General features: G+C 66.4%; 18 protein-coding genes. 10 read left to right on the top strand and 8 right to left on the bottom strand.

Going from position 1 to position 17091, the window contains the following annotated elements:
• The first annotated feature begins 59 nt into the window (after window positions 1–59).
• Window positions 60–446 (top strand): hypothetical protein, encoded by a 387-nt coding sequence (locus tag WH5701_RS09000; RefSeq protein ID WP_006171931.1) that lies wholly within the window; start codon window positions 60–62, stop codon window positions 444–446.
• 90 nt (window positions 447–536) lie between these two features.
• On the opposite strand, the gene psbV is transcribed toward WH5701_RS09000, so the two are convergent.
• Together psbV and WH5701_RS08990 are read right to left on the bottom strand one after the other, a co-directional pair.
• On the bottom strand, window positions 537–1058 hold the full coding sequence (gene psbV / locus WH5701_RS08995) for a photosystem II cytochrome c-550 (RefSeq protein WP_037979876.1): 522 nt from the start codon (window positions 1056–1058) through the stop codon (window positions 537–539).
• Window positions 1059–1175: 117 nt separating this feature from the next.
• Window positions 1176–2138: a ribonuclease Z gene (locus WH5701_RS08990; protein ID WP_006171929.1), complete on the bottom strand. Its 963-nt coding sequence runs from the start codon at window positions 2136–2138 to the stop codon at window positions 1176–1178.
• Window positions 2139–2251: 113 nt separating this feature from the next.
• Between WH5701_RS08990 and WH5701_RS08985 the strand changes: the two genes are divergently transcribed.
• On the top strand, window positions 2252–3640 hold the full coding sequence (locus WH5701_RS08985; RefSeq protein WP_232201814.1) for a SpoIID/LytB domain-containing protein: 1389 nt from the start codon (window positions 2252–2254) through the stop codon (window positions 3638–3640).
• Between the two features lie 54 nt (window positions 3641–3694).
• The gene (locus WH5701_RS08980) at window positions 3695–4468 is read left to right on the top strand and encodes a glucosamine-6-phosphate deaminase (protein ID WP_315856630.1); all 774 of its coding nucleotides are present in this window, start codon (window positions 3695–3697) and stop codon (window positions 4466–4468) included.
• A gap of 5 nt (window positions 4469–4473) precedes the next feature.
• On the opposite strand, the gene WH5701_RS08975 is transcribed toward WH5701_RS08980, so the two are convergent.
• Both WH5701_RS08975 and truB read right to left on the bottom strand, forming a co-directional pair.
• Window positions 4474–5247: a YebC/PmpR family DNA-binding transcriptional regulator gene (locus tag WH5701_RS08975; protein WP_006171926.1), complete on the bottom strand. Its 774-nt coding sequence runs from the start codon at window positions 5245–5247 to the stop codon at window positions 4474–4476.
• Between the two features lie 70 nt (window positions 5248–5317).
• Window positions 5318–6241, bottom strand: coding sequence for a tRNA pseudouridine(55) synthase TruB (gene truB / locus WH5701_RS08970; RefSeq protein ID WP_006171925.1), 924 nt, complete (start codon window positions 6239–6241; stop codon window positions 5318–5320).
• Window positions 6242–6309: 68 nt separating this feature from the next.
• On the opposite strand from truB, the gene WH5701_RS08965 reads away from it, so the two are divergent.
• Together WH5701_RS08965 and WH5701_RS08960 are read left to right on the top strand one after the other, a co-directional pair.
• A complete protein-coding gene (locus tag WH5701_RS08965; RefSeq protein WP_006171924.1) occupies window positions 6310–7065 on the top strand; it encodes a queuosine precursor transporter in 756 nt (251 codons plus the stop codon).
• A gap of 62 nt (window positions 7066–7127) precedes the next feature.
• The gene (locus tag WH5701_RS08960) at window positions 7128–7907 is read left to right on the top strand and encodes a bifunctional 2-polyprenyl-6-hydroxyphenol methylase/3-demethylubiquinol 3-O-methyltransferase UbiG (protein WP_006171923.1); all 780 of its coding nucleotides are present in this window, start codon (window positions 7128–7130) and stop codon (window positions 7905–7907) included.
• Window positions 7908–7952: 45 nt separating this feature from the next.
• Here the strand turns inward: WH5701_RS08960 and rpmA are convergent, their stop codons facing one another.
• Both rpmA and rplU read right to left on the bottom strand, forming a co-directional pair.
• Complete coding sequence (gene rpmA, locus WH5701_RS08955; RefSeq protein WP_006171922.1) at window positions 7953–8219, bottom strand: 50S ribosomal protein L27; 267 nt, start codon at window positions 8217–8219, stop codon at window positions 7953–7955.
• 50 nt (window positions 8220–8269) lie between these two features.
• On the bottom strand, window positions 8270–8683 hold the full coding sequence (rplU, locus tag WH5701_RS08950) for a 50S ribosomal protein L21 (RefSeq protein ID WP_006171921.1): 414 nt from the start codon (window positions 8681–8683) through the stop codon (window positions 8270–8272).
• A 176-nt stretch (window positions 8684–8859) separates the two neighbouring features.
• Between rplU and WH5701_RS08945 the strand changes: the two genes are divergently transcribed.
• From WH5701_RS08945 to kaiC, 3 genes are all read left to right on the top strand, one after another.
• Entirely contained in the window at window positions 8860–9747 is an 888-nt protein-coding gene (locus WH5701_RS08945; protein WP_006171920.1) for a circadian clock protein KaiA, read from the top strand.
• Window positions 9744–10082, top strand: coding sequence for a circadian clock protein KaiB (gene kaiB, locus WH5701_RS08940; RefSeq protein ID WP_037979872.1), 339 nt, complete (start codon window positions 9744–9746; stop codon window positions 10080–10082). Before WH5701_RS08945 ends, kaiB begins: the two co-directional genes overlap by 4 nt.
• 76 nt (window positions 10083–10158) lie before the next feature.
• A complete protein-coding gene (gene kaiC / locus WH5701_RS08935; protein ID WP_006171918.1) occupies window positions 10159–11703 on the top strand; it encodes a circadian clock protein KaiC in 1545 nt (514 codons plus the stop codon).
• On the opposite strand, the gene WH5701_RS08930 is transcribed toward kaiC, so the two are convergent.
• Complete coding sequence (locus WH5701_RS08930; RefSeq protein ID WP_006171917.1) at window positions 11700–13703, bottom strand: ATP-binding protein; 2004 nt, start codon at window positions 13701–13703, stop codon at window positions 11700–11702. The genes kaiC and WH5701_RS08930 overlap by 4 nt on opposite strands.
• 84 nt (window positions 13704–13787) lie before the next feature.
• The gene (purD, locus tag WH5701_RS08925; RefSeq protein WP_006171916.1) at window positions 13788–15113 is read right to left on the bottom strand and encodes a phosphoribosylamine--glycine ligase; all 1326 of its coding nucleotides are present in this window, start codon (window positions 15111–15113) and stop codon (window positions 13788–13790) included.
• A 64-nt stretch (window positions 15114–15177) separates the two neighbouring features.
• Between purD and WH5701_RS08920 the strand changes: the two genes are divergently transcribed.
• Window positions 15178–16329 carry a hypothetical protein gene (locus tag WH5701_RS08920; protein ID WP_156776618.1) on the top strand — a complete coding sequence of 384 codons (1152 nt, stop codon included), beginning with the start codon at window positions 15178–15180 and terminating at the stop codon, window positions 16327–16329.
• Window positions 16326–17081: a phosphoribosylaminoimidazolesuccinocarboxamide synthase gene (gene purC / locus WH5701_RS08915; RefSeq protein ID WP_006171914.1), complete on the top strand. Its 756-nt coding sequence runs from the start codon at window positions 16326–16328 to the stop codon at window positions 17079–17081. Before WH5701_RS08920 ends, purC begins: the two co-directional genes overlap by 4 nt.
• The last annotated feature ends 10 nt before the right edge of the window (window positions 17082–17091 follow it).

The raw sequence follows: 17091 nt of genomic DNA, 5'->3' as shown, positions 1-17091 counted from the left end.
AGGCCAGGCTTGGCTTGAATCCAGATCCCATCTCTGCCACCCTTCGGGGTGGCTTTTTCATGCCCGCGTTGGTGGATACCCTGATGGAGCCCGGCAGCGAGCACTGCAGCCCGGGCGGCCAGTACAGCTTCCGGGTGCTGGGTCCCTGCTGTCGTCTCTTCGACCGCGACGAGCTGCCCTGGCCCTGCTGCCGTCTGGCCTGGCGCAGCAAGGAACCCAGCTGGCGCCGTATCGGTCGGCGCTTCGTGGCTGATCTGGCCTCCAGGCGCTGTCCGTCCTACGCCGTGGAGCTGCTCCAGCCCGGCGCCAGGCCCACTTGCACCGTGCTCACCCTCTTCCCCCAGCGCCTGTCCCCGGCCCTGCAGGAGTGGTGGTACAGCAAGCAGCCGGGAACCATGAATGCCGCCAACGTGAGCCCCCCCGATCATCTGGCCGAGGTGGCCTGAGCACGGCCTGCGGCAGCCTGTGGGGCTCGGAACGCCAAAAAAACCGTGGCCCAGAGGACCACGGCATGGAGCTGGATTCAGCCAGTTGGATCAGAAGTAGACCTTGCCACCGCCCCACTGGGTGCCGCTCACTTTCGGGGCCACCAGGATGTAGCCGGCGATCAGGCGCAGGTCGTCATCGTCGAGGTCGCGCATCTTCACGAATACATCGCTGCTGCGCATGCTGGGGTGAACGTCGGCGATGCTGTACTCCCCGTCGTAGGAGGTGGGGTCCTTGATGAAGTCCACCAGGGCCTCGACTGAGTCGCGCGACGGGGTGGCCAGCGAGAGGGTCTCGGGGTCCAGGCCCACGTTGTAGTTGGTCTTGGTGACGCCGCCGGCGTGGCAGGTGCCGCAGCTGTCGTTGAAGAGCTTGCGACCGCCTTTGATCTCTGCTTCGCTGAAGGTGACCAGGTTGCCGTCCGGGTCACCGGGCACCGTGAGGGTGGCGGTGTCCCATTGGGCGGCCTGGGCAGCAGTCACGCAGAAGCCAAGACTGAGCAGAAGCGCCAGGGGCAGAACCAGCAGGGTCCGGGCAACCGCCCGAAGGGCAGTGGGAACGAAAGAGGCCATGTAGGGAGCCGGCGAAAAGGCGGTTGGCACCGCACCTGAGACCTTGTATCACGGGGGAAGGGCCCGCCGGCCGGGGATCAAGAACTGTTGCAGCGATCACCGTTGCCATGCGGCCCCTTATGGGGTCTTGCCGTCGCCTTCGGCGCTCACTTCGAGGCTGAGAAAGTCCTTGGCTACGAGGGTGTTCGGGAAGATCGCCCTGGCCTCGTTCACCAGGTCGTCAGGGGTGACGGTGTTGCCGGCCACGTAGCGCGGACTGAGGTGGGTGAGCACCAGTTGCTTCACCCCCGCCAGCGCTGCCGTCTGCGCGGCCATGGTGCTGGTGGAGTGCTGGCGTTGGAAGGCCATCTCCGCCTCGCTGTGGGCGAAGGTGGATTCGTGGATGAGCAGATCGGCGCCGCGGGCCAGCTCCACCGCCGCTTCACTGAACACCGTGTCGGTGCAATACACCACGCTCGCACCTGGTCGGTCAGGACCGCAAAGGGTCTCTCCCCGGATGATGCGACCGTCGTCGAGGCACACGTCCCGACCGGCTTTGAGTTCGGCATAGACCGGCCCCGGCGGGATGCCCAGCTCGCGGGCTTTCTCGATGTCGAAGCGGCCGGCCCGGGGTTTCTGCTCCACCCGGTAGGCGTAGGCCGGGATGCGGTGGGTGAGCGGGGTGCAGCGCACCACCAGGTCGTCGTCGTCGAGCAGCACCGCCCCGCTGTGGGCGGCCTTGTGCACCCTGTGGGTGCGCAGCGGGTAGCCGATCCGGGTCGAGGAGGTGCGCAGCACGCCCTCGAGGTAGTCGCGCAGGGGATCAGGGCCGTAGAGATCGACGCCGCTGCAGGCTCCGGCCAGTCCGAGACTGGCCAGCAGTCCCGGCAACCCGAAGACGTGGTCGCCGTGCATGTGGGTGATGAAGATGCGCCGCAGCTGCGACACCCTCAGCTCACTGCGCAGGAACTGGTGCTGGGTTCCCTCGCCGCAGTCGAACAGCCAGAGCTCGGCCCGCTGGGGAAGGCGCAGAGCCACCGCTGAGACATTGCGGGAACGGGTGGGTACACCCGAACTGGTGCCCAGGAAGGTGACTTGCACTCCGGATGACCCTTTGGCGCATGCTGCCACGTCAGGCTCTGTCCAGGTCGGCTCTGGCGTTGCCGGGATGTGCTGGTCACAATGGCGCGCACGTTTCATGGCTGCTGCCGTTGATGGCTGTTCCCAAGACCGGTCGGTTCCGCTCCATGCTCCTGGCCTCGGCCCTGCTGCCGCAGGCGCTGCTGGCGGGGGCAGGCGGGCTGGCAGGAGCCCCGGCCGCAGCCGGGGATGTGGCCCAGGCCGTGGCGGCCCTCGACGGGCTCGAGCCCCTGATGGCCAGCCGGGCCACCAATCCTCAGATGCGGGTTCTGCTGCTGGACCTGCCGGCGATCCGGGTGGCGGGCAGCAGTGGTCTGCGCCTGCGCGACGCCAGGGGTGGGGAGCTGCTGCGGATGCCTGCCGGAGCCACCCTCGCCCTGCGCCAGGCCGGTGGCCGGATCCAGGCCCAGCCTTCGGCCGTGACCCAGGGCAGTCCTGGTGCCCTCAGCCTCAGCGAGCTCTGGCTGGAGCCCCTGCCTGTTTCGGGCGGCCTTGCCAGCCTGCAGATCGAGAACCGCCGCTACAGGGGCCGGCTGCAGGTGAGGGTTGAAGCTTCGAAGCTGAGGGCCATCAACGTCATTGCTCTGGAAACCTATCTGCCCAGCGTGGTGGGCAGTGAGATGCCCGCCAGCTGGCCTCTGGAGGCTCTGCGAGCCCAGGCCGTGGCGGCCCGCACCTATGCCCTGCGCCAGCGCAAGCCCTCGTCGGCCCCCTTCGATCTGCACGCCACGGTCACCAGTCAGGCCTACAAGGGCCTGGAGGCGGAGACCGCCTCCACCCGCGAGGCGGTGCGCAGCACCCAGGGTCTGGTGCTGATGCATGGCAACAGCCTGATCAATGCCGTCTTCCACAGCAGCAGCGGCGGCAGCACCGAGAACAGCGGTGATCTCTGGTCGCGCCAGCTGCCCTACCTGGTGAGCGTCCCTGACTACGACGACTCCAGCCCCGTGGCCCGCTGGGAGAAAACCCTCTCCCCCCAGCTGCTGGCCGGCGCCTTTGCCGAGATCGGCGGCGCCAGCCGCATCGACATCCTCTCCACCACGGGCAGCGGCCGGGTGCGCCAGGCGCGGGTGATCGGACCGTCCGGAGCCCTGGTGCTCACGGGTGCCCAGCTGCGCAGCCGCCTGGGGTTGCGCAGCACCCTGGTGCGCTTTGAGGCGGCCCCCTTCACCTTCACCCCGCGGGCCCTGGCCGGCGGCACCCCGCTGCCAGTGGGAATGGGTTCGCTGCTGGCCCCGCCCCCTCCTCGGCCCCTGGCTCCGCCTTCGCCGGTGATCATCGCCGTGGGCCGCGGCTTCGGCCACGGGGTGGGCATGAGCCAGTGGGGCGCCTATGCGCTTGCCCAGCAGGGCCGCCGATTCGAGCAGATCCTGCAGCACTACTACCGCGGAGTTGAGGTGCAACCGCTACGGGCCGGATCTGGCCCCCTGGCGTCGGGAGCCGTCGCTGGGCGAGGCTCCTGAGCACCGGTCCTGCGGCTGCAGCGGCGGAGCGGCTGATCACCACGCCTGCCTCCGGTGCCAACGCCTGCTTCTCCCTACTGGTTGGCCGGCCGCTTCGAGTGTTTCGAGCAGCCGTCTGCCCTGGCCGGGCGCGTTGCTGAACTCCTGCACCAGGAGCTCAGCGGTGGATTGATGCGACCCCTGGGTCTGGCCACCGGCCGCACCATGGAGCCCGTCTACGCCGCCCTGGTGGCGAGGCTGCTGGCCCTGCCGCCTGATCAGCTCCATGCGGTGCGTCAGCGCTGGTGCAGCTTCAACCTTGATGAATATGTGGGACTGGGGCCGACGGATTGCGGCTCCTTCGCGGCGGAGATGGATCGCCAGCTGGTGGGACCGCTCGGGCTGGAGCCGGCACGGGTGCAGCTCCCCGATGGCCTGGCCGCGGATCCCGTCGCCGAGGCCCGCCGCTATGCCGAAGCCGTTGGGGCAGCGGGAGGTATCGGGCTGCAGCTGCTGGGGCTGGGCAGCAACGGCCACGTGGGCTTCAATGAGCCTCCCTGCGGTCCCCACGCTCCCAGCCGCAGCCTCAGCCTCAGCGCCGCCACCCGCCGTCAGAACGCGGCGGCCTTCGGGGGGGATCCGGCCCGGGTGCCAGCCGGGGCGATCACCCTTGGCCTGGAGCAGATCCTGGGGGCCGAGCGCATCCTTCTGGTGGTGAGCGGCGCGGCCAAGGCGGGCATCCTGGCGCGGCTGCTGAGGGAGCCCCCCGGGCCGTCGTTGCCGGCCAGCTGGCTGCAGGGCCATCCGGGACTGCGCCTGATCGTCGATCGCGCCGCCCTGGAGGGCTGAGGGGCTCAGCCCATCACGGCATCAAGCAGGTCGGCGTCGGCCTCCAGGTTGGAGGTGAGGCTGCGCACGTCATCGAGATCCTCCAGAGCGTCGAGCATGCGCAGGCAGCGACGCAGCTGGTCGTCGCATTCCAGCCGGCAGGGGGCGGAGGACACCCAGCGCAACTCCCAGTCGAGCACGGGCCAGCCCAGCTGCCGCAAGTGGTGCTGGAGGGTCTCCAGGTCGGTGTAGCCGCAGAACACCTCGGCGTTCTCCCCCTCCAGGCTGTAGCCCAGCACCGGCGGACCGCCCTGATCCTCCAGGCTCAGCAGGCTCTCGAGCAGGTCCTCTTCGCTGGGCACCGGCGACTCCAGCCGCACGACCCCCTGCTGCTCGAACAGGTACCCCACGCAGCCACTCTCCCCCAGGTTCCCCCCCTGCTTGCTGAAGGCCAGGCGCAGGTCGGCGGCGGTGCGGTTGCGGTTGTCGGTGAAGCACTCCACCAGCACTGCGACCCCGCCGGGGCCATAGCCCTCGTAGCGGACCGCCTCGAACTGATCGGCCTCGCCGCCGCCCTGGCCTGAGCCCTTGGCGACGGCCCGCTCGATGTTGGCGCTGGGCATGCCGGCGGCCTTGGCCTTGTCGATGGCGGTGCGTAGCTGGAAGTTCCCGGCGGGATCAGCCCCATGGCGGGCCGCCACCGTGATCTCCCGCCCCAGTCGGGTGAAGACCACTCCGCGCCGGGCGTCGACCACGGCCTTCTGGCGTTTGATCTGGGCCCACTTGCTGTGGCCGGCCATGGCGGATCGATCGATGAAGAGTGGGGACGTGGCCGGGAGCCACGTTGCAGCAGGGGCAGCCCTGAGGGGATCAGCCCATGGCCTCCAGCACCAGCTTGGGCTGGAGCCAGCCGTCTGGGCCGGCCCTGGCCATCCCTGCCAGGTTGCCATCCGGATCCAGCACCACCACCACCTGGTGTTCGCTCAGGTGGGCGGGGCCGGCCAGGCGCCGGCCGCAGCGCCAGCTCACCAGATCGCCAGGCTCCAGGGTGAAGGCGGGGTAGTGGCCCAGAGCACGGAGGGGAGCAAGGGGCGGCGGCGGCGGCTCTGCCTCAAGCTCCTCGAGGCCCACGGCAGCGCTGAGCGTGAAGCCCAGGGCTTCGGTGCGGCGCAGCTCGGCGAGGGCCCCACCGCAGCCGAGGGCCTCACCCAGATCCCTGGCCAGGGAGCGGATGTAGGTGCCGGCGCTGCAGCGCACTTCCAGCTCCAGTCGCCCCGAGCTGGGCTCCCAGCCCAGCAGTTTCAGCCGCTCGACCGTGACGGCTCGCTCCTGCAGGTCCGAGTGCTCTCCGCGGCGGGCTCTGGCGTAGGCCCGCTCCCCCTGAACGTGCACCGCAGACACCTGGGGAGGCCGTTGCAGAATCGGCCCGCGGAAGGGGGCCAGGGCCGCCTCCAGGTCCTGCCGGCTGAGTGACGGCAGCGGCCGGTTCTCCAGAACAGTGCCGCTGAGGTCGTCGCTGTCGGTTGACAGGCCCAGCTGGATCACCCCCCGGTAGGCCTTGGCCCCATCGAGGTAGGGCAGAAGGCGGGTGGCAGGCCCCAGCGCCAGGGGCAGCACACCGGTTACGGCCGGATCGAGGGTGCCGCCATGGCCGACGCGCTTGAGGCCATAACGGCGGCGCACCCGCGCCACACAGCCATGGGAGGTGAGGCCGGCCGGTTTGTCCAGAATCAGGAACCCGCAGGGTGCCTGGGGCTGTTGTTGGGTGCTGGGGCGGCAGCCGGATGTGGTCATGGCAGGCACTGTTGCATCCGGGGCCCGGGCCTGCAGGCTGGGAGGAGCGCCCGTTCCCTCTTTCGCCCGTGACCCTGCAGCAGCGCCGTGATCTGGCTTTTCTCGTGCTGGCCGGCCTCTTCCTGGGCACGATGGGCATGCTCAACATCCTCGGCCTCACCCGCTTTCTCACCCTGGGCTCGATCGGCGGCTGGCCGATCGTGGTGGCGGTGGGGGCCCTGCCCTACCCGATCACCTTCCTCTGCACCGACCTGATCAGCGAGATCTGGGGGGAACGGCAGGCCAGCCAGCTGGTGTGGGTGGGGTTGCTGCTCAACGGCTGGATCGTGCTGATTCTCTGGCTGGGGGGAATTCTGCCGGGGCTGGATGGACATGGGGGCAGCGCCGGGCTGCCGCTGGCGGCGGCGGGGGAGCGGCTACCGCTGTTCTACGAGATGCGAACCCTGGCTTTCGGGGCGGTGGGGGCCTCGATGGTGGCCTATCTGGCCGCCCAGTTCACCGACGTGCGGCTGTTCCATTTCTGGAAGCGACTCACCGCCGGCCGGGCACTGTGGTTGCGCAACAACGGCTCCACCCTGATCAGCCAGCTGGTGGACACCACGGCGGTGGTGCTGATCAGCCACTATGCCGCCCATGTGCTGCCCCTCAGGGCCGAGGAGGCGGTGTTGCCCCAGCTGGGGAGCTTCATCGCCAGCGGCTACCTGTTCAAGCTGGTGGCAGCCCTGCTGGACACCCTGCCGTTCTATCTGCTGGTGGCCTGGCTGCGCCGTTGGCTGGCGGTGCCCGGTGCCGGCGCGGAGCTTGAGGATCTGGGCTCCCCGTAGCCTGGCTTCAGTTCCAGCAACGAGCCGATTTGCCTGAAGCTGTAAGCCCCCTGCCCTGCCCAGTGGCGACTCTGGAGGGAGAGAGGGGTGCGGTCTGTGATGGTCTTGATCTGGAGGCCTTTCTTGGCGATGGCTTTGCCTTGCGTCAGCAGCTGGCCTCCTATCTGGGCCTTACCGCCGAGCAACTCGAGGAGCGCCTGCCGCAAAGTTGCGCGGAGTTGGCCTCCCTGCATCCCGGTGCGGTGGGCTTCGACCCTCAGCGGGTGGAGGCGTTCTATGAGCAGACCGTGGGCACCGGACACCTGCTGGAGTTGGCTGCCTGGCACCTGGGCAGTGCGGACTACATCGGCGACACCCTGCGTCTGCAGGCCCGCTACGCCCGCGGAACGGTGCTGGATTTCGGTGGTGGCATTGGCACCCATGCCCTGGCGGCCGCGGCTCTGGCGGAGGTGGAGCGGGTCTGGTTCGTGGACCTCAACCCCCACAACCGCGCATTTGTGGCGGAGCGTGCCGCACGCTTCGGGCTCAGCGATCGGCTGAAGGTATGCCGCGATCTTGGCGATCGAGGCCTGCCCCAGCAGTTCGACACGGTGGTTTGCCTGGATGTGCTGGAGCATCTGAGTGATCCAGCTGGGCAGTTGAAGCTGTTCTCCACCCGCATGAATCCCGGGGCCATAGCCCTGCTCAACTGGTATTTCTTCCAGGGCTTCAACGGGGAATATCCGTTCCACTTCGATGATCCGGCTCTGGTGGAGCGGTTTTTCCGCACCCTGCAGAGCCGGTTTCTGGAGGTCTTCCACCCCTACCTGATCACCACCCGGGCCTATCGGCTGATGGGATGAAAAGGAAAGGGGGGGGCTCTCTGCCCCCGGCTGGGGCCTGCCTCCTCAGACGGCTGCAGCCACGTGAATACGCTTGCGGGCGCGCAGACCGCGTTTGATCGACTCGAAGCTCACCACACCGGGCACGAGGGCGAAGAGGGTGTCGTCCGAGCCACGACCGACGTTCACGCCAGGCATCACCGAGGTACCGCGCTGGCGCACGAGGATGGAGCCGGCGGTGACGGTTTCACCGCCGTAGCGCTTGACGCCGAGACGCTTGGAATTGGAGTCGCGTCCGTTGCGTGTGGAGCCTGTGCCTTTCTTGTGGGCCATGGGGTGGGGAGTTGGTGGAAGGATTCAGAAGTGGACTGAAGCGCTGGAGCTCAGGCGATCGCCTTGCCGTTGACGCTGATCGACTGGACAATCACCCGGGTGAGTTCCTGACGGTGACCGTTCTTGCGGCGGGTTTTCTTTTTCGGACGCATCTTGTACACCAGGATCTTCGGACCGCGGCGATGGGCCAGCACCTTGAGCTCGATGGTGGCGCCGCTCACGTAGGGGTGGCCGAGGTTTGTGCCCTGACCGTCGCGCACCAGCAGGACGTTCTCCAGAGTCACCGTCTCATCCACCTCGGCGGCGATGCGGTCGAGGTCGTAGTAGCGGTTCGGCTGGAACCAGAATTGCTGGCCGGAGGCCTCGGCAATGGCGTACAGGTCGGTGCTGGCGGCAACAGGAGCGCTGCTCTCCGTTGTGGTGGCTGGACTCTCGGGAGCGGGGCTCTCTGTGGCTTGACTCATGGGCTCAGGGGGCGTGGACAGGCCAGTGGAGGTGGAGGCTGGCCTGCGCCGCCATCAACTCCCCACTGTTCAGGCCTGTCGCACAACCATTCAATCGACAAGCGACGATCATCTCTCTTTGCCTGCCGGCTCGTCAACACTAAGGTCTGTCAACCGCTGCCGCTGCTCCTCTCCCCATGACCCAGCCGGCGCTCACCGTGGCCTCGCTGATCCGCGATGAGCAGCTGCGCCAGGCCTGCAGCACCTGGTTGCCCCAGGGACGCTATGAGTTGATGGAGCTGGGTCTGCAGCAGGATCCCGCCGCCGAGCTGGAGCGCTGCTGGGAACAGTTTGATGCGGTTCTGCTGGAGCCCGGAGTGCTCTCGATCGAGGCTTTCCAGCGCCTGCGGGCCCAGGGCCGGATCCTGCCGGCGGTGGTGCTGGGCCAGCTCAGCGGGCCGATGGAGTTTTTCCAGGACGAAGTGCATCTCCCTCCTGATCAGATGGAGCAGCTCAGCTACAGTCTTGATGCAGCCATTTCCCGCTGTCTTCGCCGCAGAAGTTCAAGCGGATCGGGGGGGGGCCTCGAGGCCAGTGATTCCCATGCTGGGGAGAGTGATCAGTCGAACTGGAGGTTGCCCCACCGCCTGCGCGAGAGGCTTGGCTACCTTGGAATTTTCTACAAGCGTGATTCCTCCCGCTTTCTGCGCAATCTCTCTGCGGCTGAGCGAAAGGTGCTGCTGCGCTCCCTGCAGCGAACATACCGAGACCTGCTGATCAGCTATTTTCGAGATCCAGCAGCTGCCAATCAGGCCCTGGAAAGTTTCGTGAATACGGCATTCTTCAGCGATCTTCCCATCACTAAAACAGTGGAAATCCACGTGGACATGATCGACGAATTCTGGAAAAAACTACAACTTGAAGGTCACAAGCAGGATTTCCTCAAGGACTATCGTTTGGCCTTGCTTGATGTCATGGCCCACCTCTGCGAAATGTATCGACGCTCACTCCCTCCGGAGGTCACGGACAAGCCCAGCGAAGGAATGGTCGCCAAGATCATCACCGCATCCCAGGTGCAATCATGAGTCCACAGAAGACCTACATCCTTAAGCTCTACGTTGCTGGCAATACCCCCAATTCGATGCGGGCTCTCAAGACGCTGCGTCTGATTCTTGAGCAGGAGTTCAAGGGTGTGTACGCTCTCAAGGTGATTGACGTACTCAAGAATCCGCAACTGGCCGAAGAAGACAAGATCCTGGCGACCCCCACACTGGCCAAGATCCTGCCGCCACCGGTGCGCCGGATCATCGGCGATCTCTCCGATCGCGAGCGGGTGCTGATCGGTCTCGACCTTCTCTACGACGAGCTCACCGACCGCCAGATCGCTGACGAGATGATGGACGAGTCTGATGAAATCTGAATTCTTTAGATCACTGCTGTCTTTTTCGTCCTGAGCCAGTCCGGGCCCTAGATTCTGGGCCTAAGTTCAAGGCCCCATGCAGGATTTCAATGCCGTCAGCCAGCCCAGCATGAAGCTGCAGAAGCTGCCCACAGGCGTGGAAGGCCTCGATGACATCTGTCAGGGGGGCTTGCCGATCGGGCGCTCCACACTGATTAGCGGTACTTCGGGCACGGGGAAGACAGTTTTTTCCCTTCATTTTCTCCACAACGGCATCCGTCATTTCGACGAGCCCGGGATCTTCGTGACCTTTGAGGAGTCTCCTCTCGATATCATCCGCAATGCCGCCAGTTTCGGCTGGAATCTGCAGGAACTGGTGGCCCAAGGCAAGCTCTTCATCCTGGACGCCTCTCCCGACCCAGACGGCCAGGATGTGGCCGGTAATTTCGATCTGTCCGGATTGATCGAGAGGATCAACTACGCCATTCGTAAGTATAAAGCCAAGCGCGTAGCCATTGATTCCATCACCGCCGTCTTTCAGCAGTACGACGCCGTATCTGTGGTGCGGCGTGAGATCTTTCGCCTGATCGCCAGGCTGAAGGAAATCGGTGTCACCACCGTGATGACCACTGAGCGCATCGACGAATATGGCCCGATAGCCCGCTACGGCGTCGAAGAATTCGTTTCGGATAATGTGATCATCTTGCGCAATGTGCTTGAAGGTGAACGCCGGCGGCGCACCGTGGAAATTCTCAAGCTACGAGGTACCACCCATATGAAGGGTGAGTTTCCGTTCACCATGGGAGCCCATGGAGTTGCGATTTTTCCACTCGGGGCGATGCAGCTCACTCAGCGCTCCTCAAATGTGCGCATCAGTTCAGGTGTGCTGCGGCTCGATGAGATGTGTGGTGGCGGATTCTTCAAGGATTCGATCATCCTTGCAACCGGTGCAACCGGCACGGGTAAAACCTTGCTGGTTAGCAAGTTCGTTGAAGATGCCTACAACAACAAGGAACGTGCCATCCTCTTTGCCTATGAAGAGTCAAGGGCACAGCTGCTGCGCAATGCCACCAGCTGGGGTATCGATTTTGAGCAGATGGAGCAGGATGGACTGCTCAAGATCATCTGCGCCTACCCGGAATCCACCGGCCTGGAAGACCACCTGCAGATCATCAAAACGGAGATCGCTCAGTTCAAGCCGGCACGGATGGCCATCGATTCCCTCTCGGCGCTCTCCAGGGGCGTCAGCCACAACGCTTTCCGCCAATTCGTGATCGGGGTTACCGGCTATGCCAAGCAGGAGGAGATCGCCGGTTTCTTCACGAATACATCGGAGGAGTTCATGGGCAGTCACTCCATCACCGACTCCCACATCTCCACGATCACAGACACCATCCTCTTGCTTCAGTACGTGGAAATCCGTGGCGAAATGGCGCGTGCCATCAACGTGTTCAAAATGCGGGGTTCCTGGCATGACAAGGGCATCCGCGAGTTTGTGATCACCGGTAATGGCCCTGAAATCAGGGATTCCTTCTCCAATTTCGAGCGCATCATCAGTGGTGTTCCCCATCGGGTCACCACCGATGAGCGCACCGAGCTCTCACGCATCGCGCGCAGCTTCGAAGGTGAGGAGTCGTTTTAGACCCCTGCCAGATTCGGCTCCGCCAGACGGGCCTGCTGGGAGCGGCGTTCTCCTTCCACCATCAGCTCATCGCTGTCGGCCTGCTCTAGGGGCAGGTCGAACCAGAACGTGGTTCCCACCCCGGGCTCGCTCGCCATCTTGATCGCGGTGCCGTGCTTCTCAAGGATGCCACGCACGATCGAGAGACCAAGCCCCGTGCCCACTTCGGTGTGAACAGCGTTCTCCACCCGGTAGAAGCGCTCGAAGATGCGCAGCTGATCTTCCCGCGAAATGCCTGTGCCCGAGTCGGCGATCTCCACCCGCAGCCTTGGCAGGGGTGAGCTGAGCTCACAGCTCGGGGCGTCCAGCGCCGGCAGGTTGGCTGGATCGAGATGGCAGGAATCGGGCCACGGGTAGGCCCGCAGCATCACGCGGCCCCCGGCCGGGGTGAACTTGAGCCCGTTGCCCACGAGGTTGTCGAACACCTGCAGCAGCAGATCCCAGTTGCCCCGCACTCCGGGTAGGTGAGCATCCACTTCCAGCTCCAGCTGCACCCCCTTCTCCTCGGCGTTGAGGCGGTAGTTGCGCAGGGTCTGCTCCATGGCCGGGCGCACTTCCATCGGCTCAAGCGTCCAGGTGCGGTCGGATTCGAGCCGCGAGAGATCAAGCACGTCGTTCACCAGTCGGGTGAGGCGGTCGGTCTCGGCGTTGGCGATCGCGAGGAATTCCTGGGTTTCTTCCTCGCTGAGCTGATCGCGCAGATCGTGCAGCGTCTCCACGTAGCTCTTGATGTTGAACAGCGGCGTGCGCAGCTCATGGGACACGTTGCTGATGAAGCGGCTCTGGGCGGCGTTGAGTTCCACCTCCCGCGTCAGGTCCTGCACGGTCATGGCGATGCCCTTCAGGCTTTCCCCCGCGGCGTCCTTGACCGTCTGCAGAACGATGCGCAGGGTGCGCGGCGGTTCGCCGAAACTGCAGCGGACATCAGCACTGTCCTTCTCCCCGCTCACCAGGGAATCAAGCGGCCCCTGCAGCTCCATCGTCAGCACATCGGGCAGTTCACTGCCCAGCTCGTTGCCTTCGAGGTTGCGGCCTTCCCAGCGGAACAGCCTCCTGGCGGTGGGATTGACCAGCACGATCCGTCCCTCGCCATCGAGCAAAGCTGCGCCATCAGCCATGGTGGCGATCAGGCTCTGCTGTTTCACCTGGGCAGCGGTGAGCTCCTCGATGTTGGCGGCGTCGTAGTCCTCCAGCTGGGAGGCCATGTCATTGAAGCCATTGAGTAGTTCCCCCAGCTCGCCACCCACGGGCAGGGAGATGCGTGCCTCGAAATCGCCACCGGCGATGGCGCGCACACCTCTCAGCAATTCCTTCACTGGACGGGTGATCGTGAGGGCATTGAAGACTGCCCCCAGGATCACCAGCACCCAGATCGAGATGAACACCGCCACCGTCACTTCGCGGGTGAGGGCCGCGCTGGCGAGCACCGCTTCGTTGGGATTGATGCCGAGGGCGAGCACCCCCAGATAGCGCCCCTCGCTCACCATCGGTACGAACACATCCGTCACCTGGCCATCAGGGCTGAGGTGTTGTCGGATCAGGGGGTTCTGGGGGCGGCGCTGCAGCTCGGCTGGCAGTTCAAGTTTGCGGCTGAGCAGCAGTTCACTGCCGCCGTTGGTGGCGCTGATTGGAATCCCGAGGTAGATCACCCCTTCGGGATCGGCGAAGAAGATGTAACGCAGGCTGCGGCTCGAGCGCCAGAAGCGCTCCGCGACCGCCGCCAGTTCCCGGTCGTTGCCCTCCGCCACCAGCGGTGTCACATTCGCCGAGAGCAGCAGGCCCAGGTCCCGGGCGAAGCGTGTGTCGCTCATGCGCGCATCCATCTGGATGCCATTGAGCGCGAAAAAGGTGATGCCCGTCATCATCAGGCTCACCACCAGGGTGGCCACCGCCAGCAGCTTGGTCTGAAGGCTGAACTCCGCCCACCAGAGGTTGAGTTGCTCCCACCAACCCTGGGGCAACGTCGTGCCGCCGGCACTGTCGGCGCCTGGGGTCGGGGAAGGTGAGGCGTCGTTCACGCCTGGAGGCGAAGCTGCCCTGGCACCCTAGGGGCGCCTGACCTGGTGGCCGATGTCGCGGCGAAAGGTGATGCCTTCGTAATGCACCTGATCAAGGCCGTCGTAAGCACTGGCGAAGGCCGCATCGAAATCCCCCGCCTGGGCCACCACCGCCAGCACCCGGCCCCCGGCGGTCACGCAGGCGCCCGACTCCTCCAGGCGGCTGCCGGCATGGAAGAGCTGCCGCTGGGGCGTGGTCAGCGGTTCGGTGTTGATCACATCCCCCCGGCGCACCTCACCGGGGTAGCCCTCGGCGGCAGCCACCACACAGGCACTGCAGCCACCGGCAATGGTCAGGGGCGGCGCCTGATCCAGGCTCCCCTGGGCGCAGGCCAGCAGCACCGCCGCCAGTTCAGCGCCCAGCAGGGGCATCAGGGTCTGGCATTCGGGATCGCCGAAGCGGCAGTTGAACTCGATCACCTTGGCCCCGTCGTCGCTGAGCATCAGCCCCGCGTAGATCACCCCCCGGTAGTCGATGCCCCGCTGGCGCAGGGCTTCCAGGGTGGGCTCCAGCACCTCCCGGCGCACCTGCTCGAGGGCGCCGGCATCGAGCAGAGGGGCAGGGGCGTAGGCCCCCATGCCGCCGGTGTTGGGCCCGGTGTCTCCCTCCCCGATGCGCTTGTGATCCTGGGCCGGCGGCAGCAGCACCATCGAGCGGCCGTCGGTGAGGGCGAACACCGACACCTCAGGGCCGCTCAGCCGCTCCTCCAGCACCAGGCTTTGGCCTGCGTCGCCGAACCGTCCCGCAAAGATCTCCTCGATGGCGGCGCGGGTGTCCTCCAGGCTCTCAGCCACCGTGACCCCCTTGCCGGCCGCCAGACCATCGGCCTTGACCACCAGGGGCCGCCCCTCCCGGTCCAGCACCGCCAGGGCCTCGCTGCGACTGGAGGCGGCCCAGTAGCCGGCGGTGGGCACGCCCGCCTCCAGCATCAGGGCCTTGGCCCAGCGTTTGCTGGCTTCGAGCCGGGCGCCGTCGGCCCCCGGTCCGAACACCGCGAGGCCCCCGGCCCGCAGGCGGTCGGCCAGGCCGTCGGCGAGCGGACCCTCCGGGCCCACCACCACCAGCGTCACCCCCCGCTCCAGGGCCGCATGCAGCAGGCCCTCCTGGTCGGACTCGCTGATGGCCAGGGTCTCACAGCCTTCCAGCTGGGCCGTGCCGCCATTGCCGGGTGCCACCCAGACACGCTCCACCCCAGGGCAGCGGGCCAGGGCCCAGGCCAGGGCATTTTCGCGGCCTCCTGAGCCAACCACCAGCAACCGGCGCACGCTGGCCTCGGAGGAGTCGGGGGCTGTGGTGCGGGCCGAAGCTGTCATGGGGCCGGAGCGGCGGAAGTGGCCAATCGGTTCCCTTAGGTTGACCCCCGGTGGACCGCCAGCCGTGTCATTCCTTCTCTACATGCCGGTGGTTCCCGCTGCGCCGCTTGCTTGCCGTGGCCTGGCCCGCTGGGCTGGACGAGCGGCAGGTCTGCTGACGCTGCTGCTGCTGGGCGTCAGCGCCCCCGCGGGCAGCCGCGCGCAGCCGCAGCCGGTTCCGTCGCCTGTCCCGATCCCACAGGTGGCGCCCCCCGGTCCCCCGGTGTCGGTTCTGCCCATGCCGGCTCTGCCCATGGATGAGCAGGTGTTCGCCGCCGCCCTGACGTCCGATCAGCTGACGGTGCTGGAACAGGCTTGCCAGGACTCCGCCCGATTTGATCTGCCTGTGCGGCTCCGCCAACTCAAGGACCGGCTGGTGGCCCTGTACCCCGCTCCCCAGCCCCTGCCGGTGGTGCTTGCCAACGCCAACGCCCTGATCAGTTGCCTGGCGCCGGAGGCGGCCCTGTCTGTGCTGGACCGCTACGGGCCGGGGCCGGGGCTCGAGCGCCAGCAGTGGCTGACCTTGCAGTGGCGGGCGGCCAATGCCGGACTTAACCACCGCCGGGCGGCCGAAGCTCTGCGTCGGCTGGCCGACGGGGAGCGCAGCCGCCTGGAGACCACGGCGCTGCCGGTGCGGCTGCGCGACGATGGCACCCTCGATACCCGCTCAGCGCTCGACGTGCTCGCCTCCCATCTGGCGGCGATGGGCCGCCGGCAGGAAGCCGCTGAGGTGCTGCTGGCCGGGCGCCTGCCTGGTGTGGTGGCGGCTGAGCGGTTGAAGCAGGCGGTGGCGCTGCTGAACGATCTTCCCCTGGCCCAGCGCAACGCCCTCATGGAGATGGCCCTTGATCAGGCCGCCGCCGGCGGGGCCTGGGGGCTGGCGGCCCAGTTGCTCGACGAACAGCAGGCCCTGCAGCGGCTCGAGGGGGGGGATCCGGAACCGGCGCGGCAGCGGCGGTTGCGCCTCAGCCGCCGCATCGACGACACCTACGCCGAATGGCTGCTGCGGCGCGATGATCCCTCCGAGGCGAAGCGCAACAAGGTGTTGGAGCAGCGCCTGCGCTCCCCGCGCGAGCCTGGAGGCCATGCGCCCTCTGCGGCTCAACCGGCCACCCTGGGGCCCCAGGAATCAGCTGTCCCATCCGTCCCCGAGTCCGCCGAACCCATCACCCCATGACCGCCTACCAGCTGGGCCCGCTCCTCTACGAAGGCAAGGCCAAGCGGGTCTTCCAGACCGATCAGCCAGACCTGCTGGCCGTTGAGTTCAAAGACGAGGCCACCGCCTTCAACGCTCTCAAGAAGGCCGAGCTGGCTGAGAAGGGCGCCCTGAACTGCCGCATCTCTGCCCTGCTGTTCGAGCACCTCCAGCACTCGGGGGTGCCGACCCACTACCTGGGTGTTCAAGGCCGGCACTGGATGCTGGTGCGGCCGGTGCGGGTGATCCCGCTGGAGGTGGTGATCCGCAACGTGGCGGCCGGATCGCTGTGCAAGCAGATGCCGATCGAGCCGGGAACGCCGTTGGACCCGCCGCTCCTCGACCTCTATTACAAGGATGACGCCTACGCGGATCCCTTCCTGAGCGAGGCCCGGCTGGAGCGGCTGGCCCTGGTGAACAGTGAACAGCGACTGGAGCTGGAAGCCCTGGCCCGCCAGGTGAATACGGTGCTGCTTGAGCTGTTCGCCCGCATCGGACTGCAGCTGGTGGATTTCAAGCTCGAGCTGGGTTTCACGGCCGACGGCCAGCTGGTGGTGGCTGATGAGATCAGCCCAGACACCTGCCGCCTCTGGGACCTCGACGTGGACGATGACAAGGATCGGATTCTGGACAAGGACCGGTTCCGCCAGGACCTTGGCGGTGTGATCGAGGCCTATGGGGAGGTCCTCAAACGGGTCCAAGGGGTGATCCAAGGACCAAGCATGTACGGGTAAGGTCACGTCA

Source organism: Synechococcus sp. WH 5701 (genome assembly GCF_000153045.1).
Taxonomy (GTDB): domain Bacteria; phylum Cyanobacteriota; class Cyanobacteriia; order PCC-6307; family Cyanobiaceae; genus Regnicoccus_A; species Regnicoccus_A antarcticus.
The sequence above is the reverse complement of the archived record's forward strand: the minus strand, read 5'-3'. Positions and strand labels throughout refer to the sequence as shown.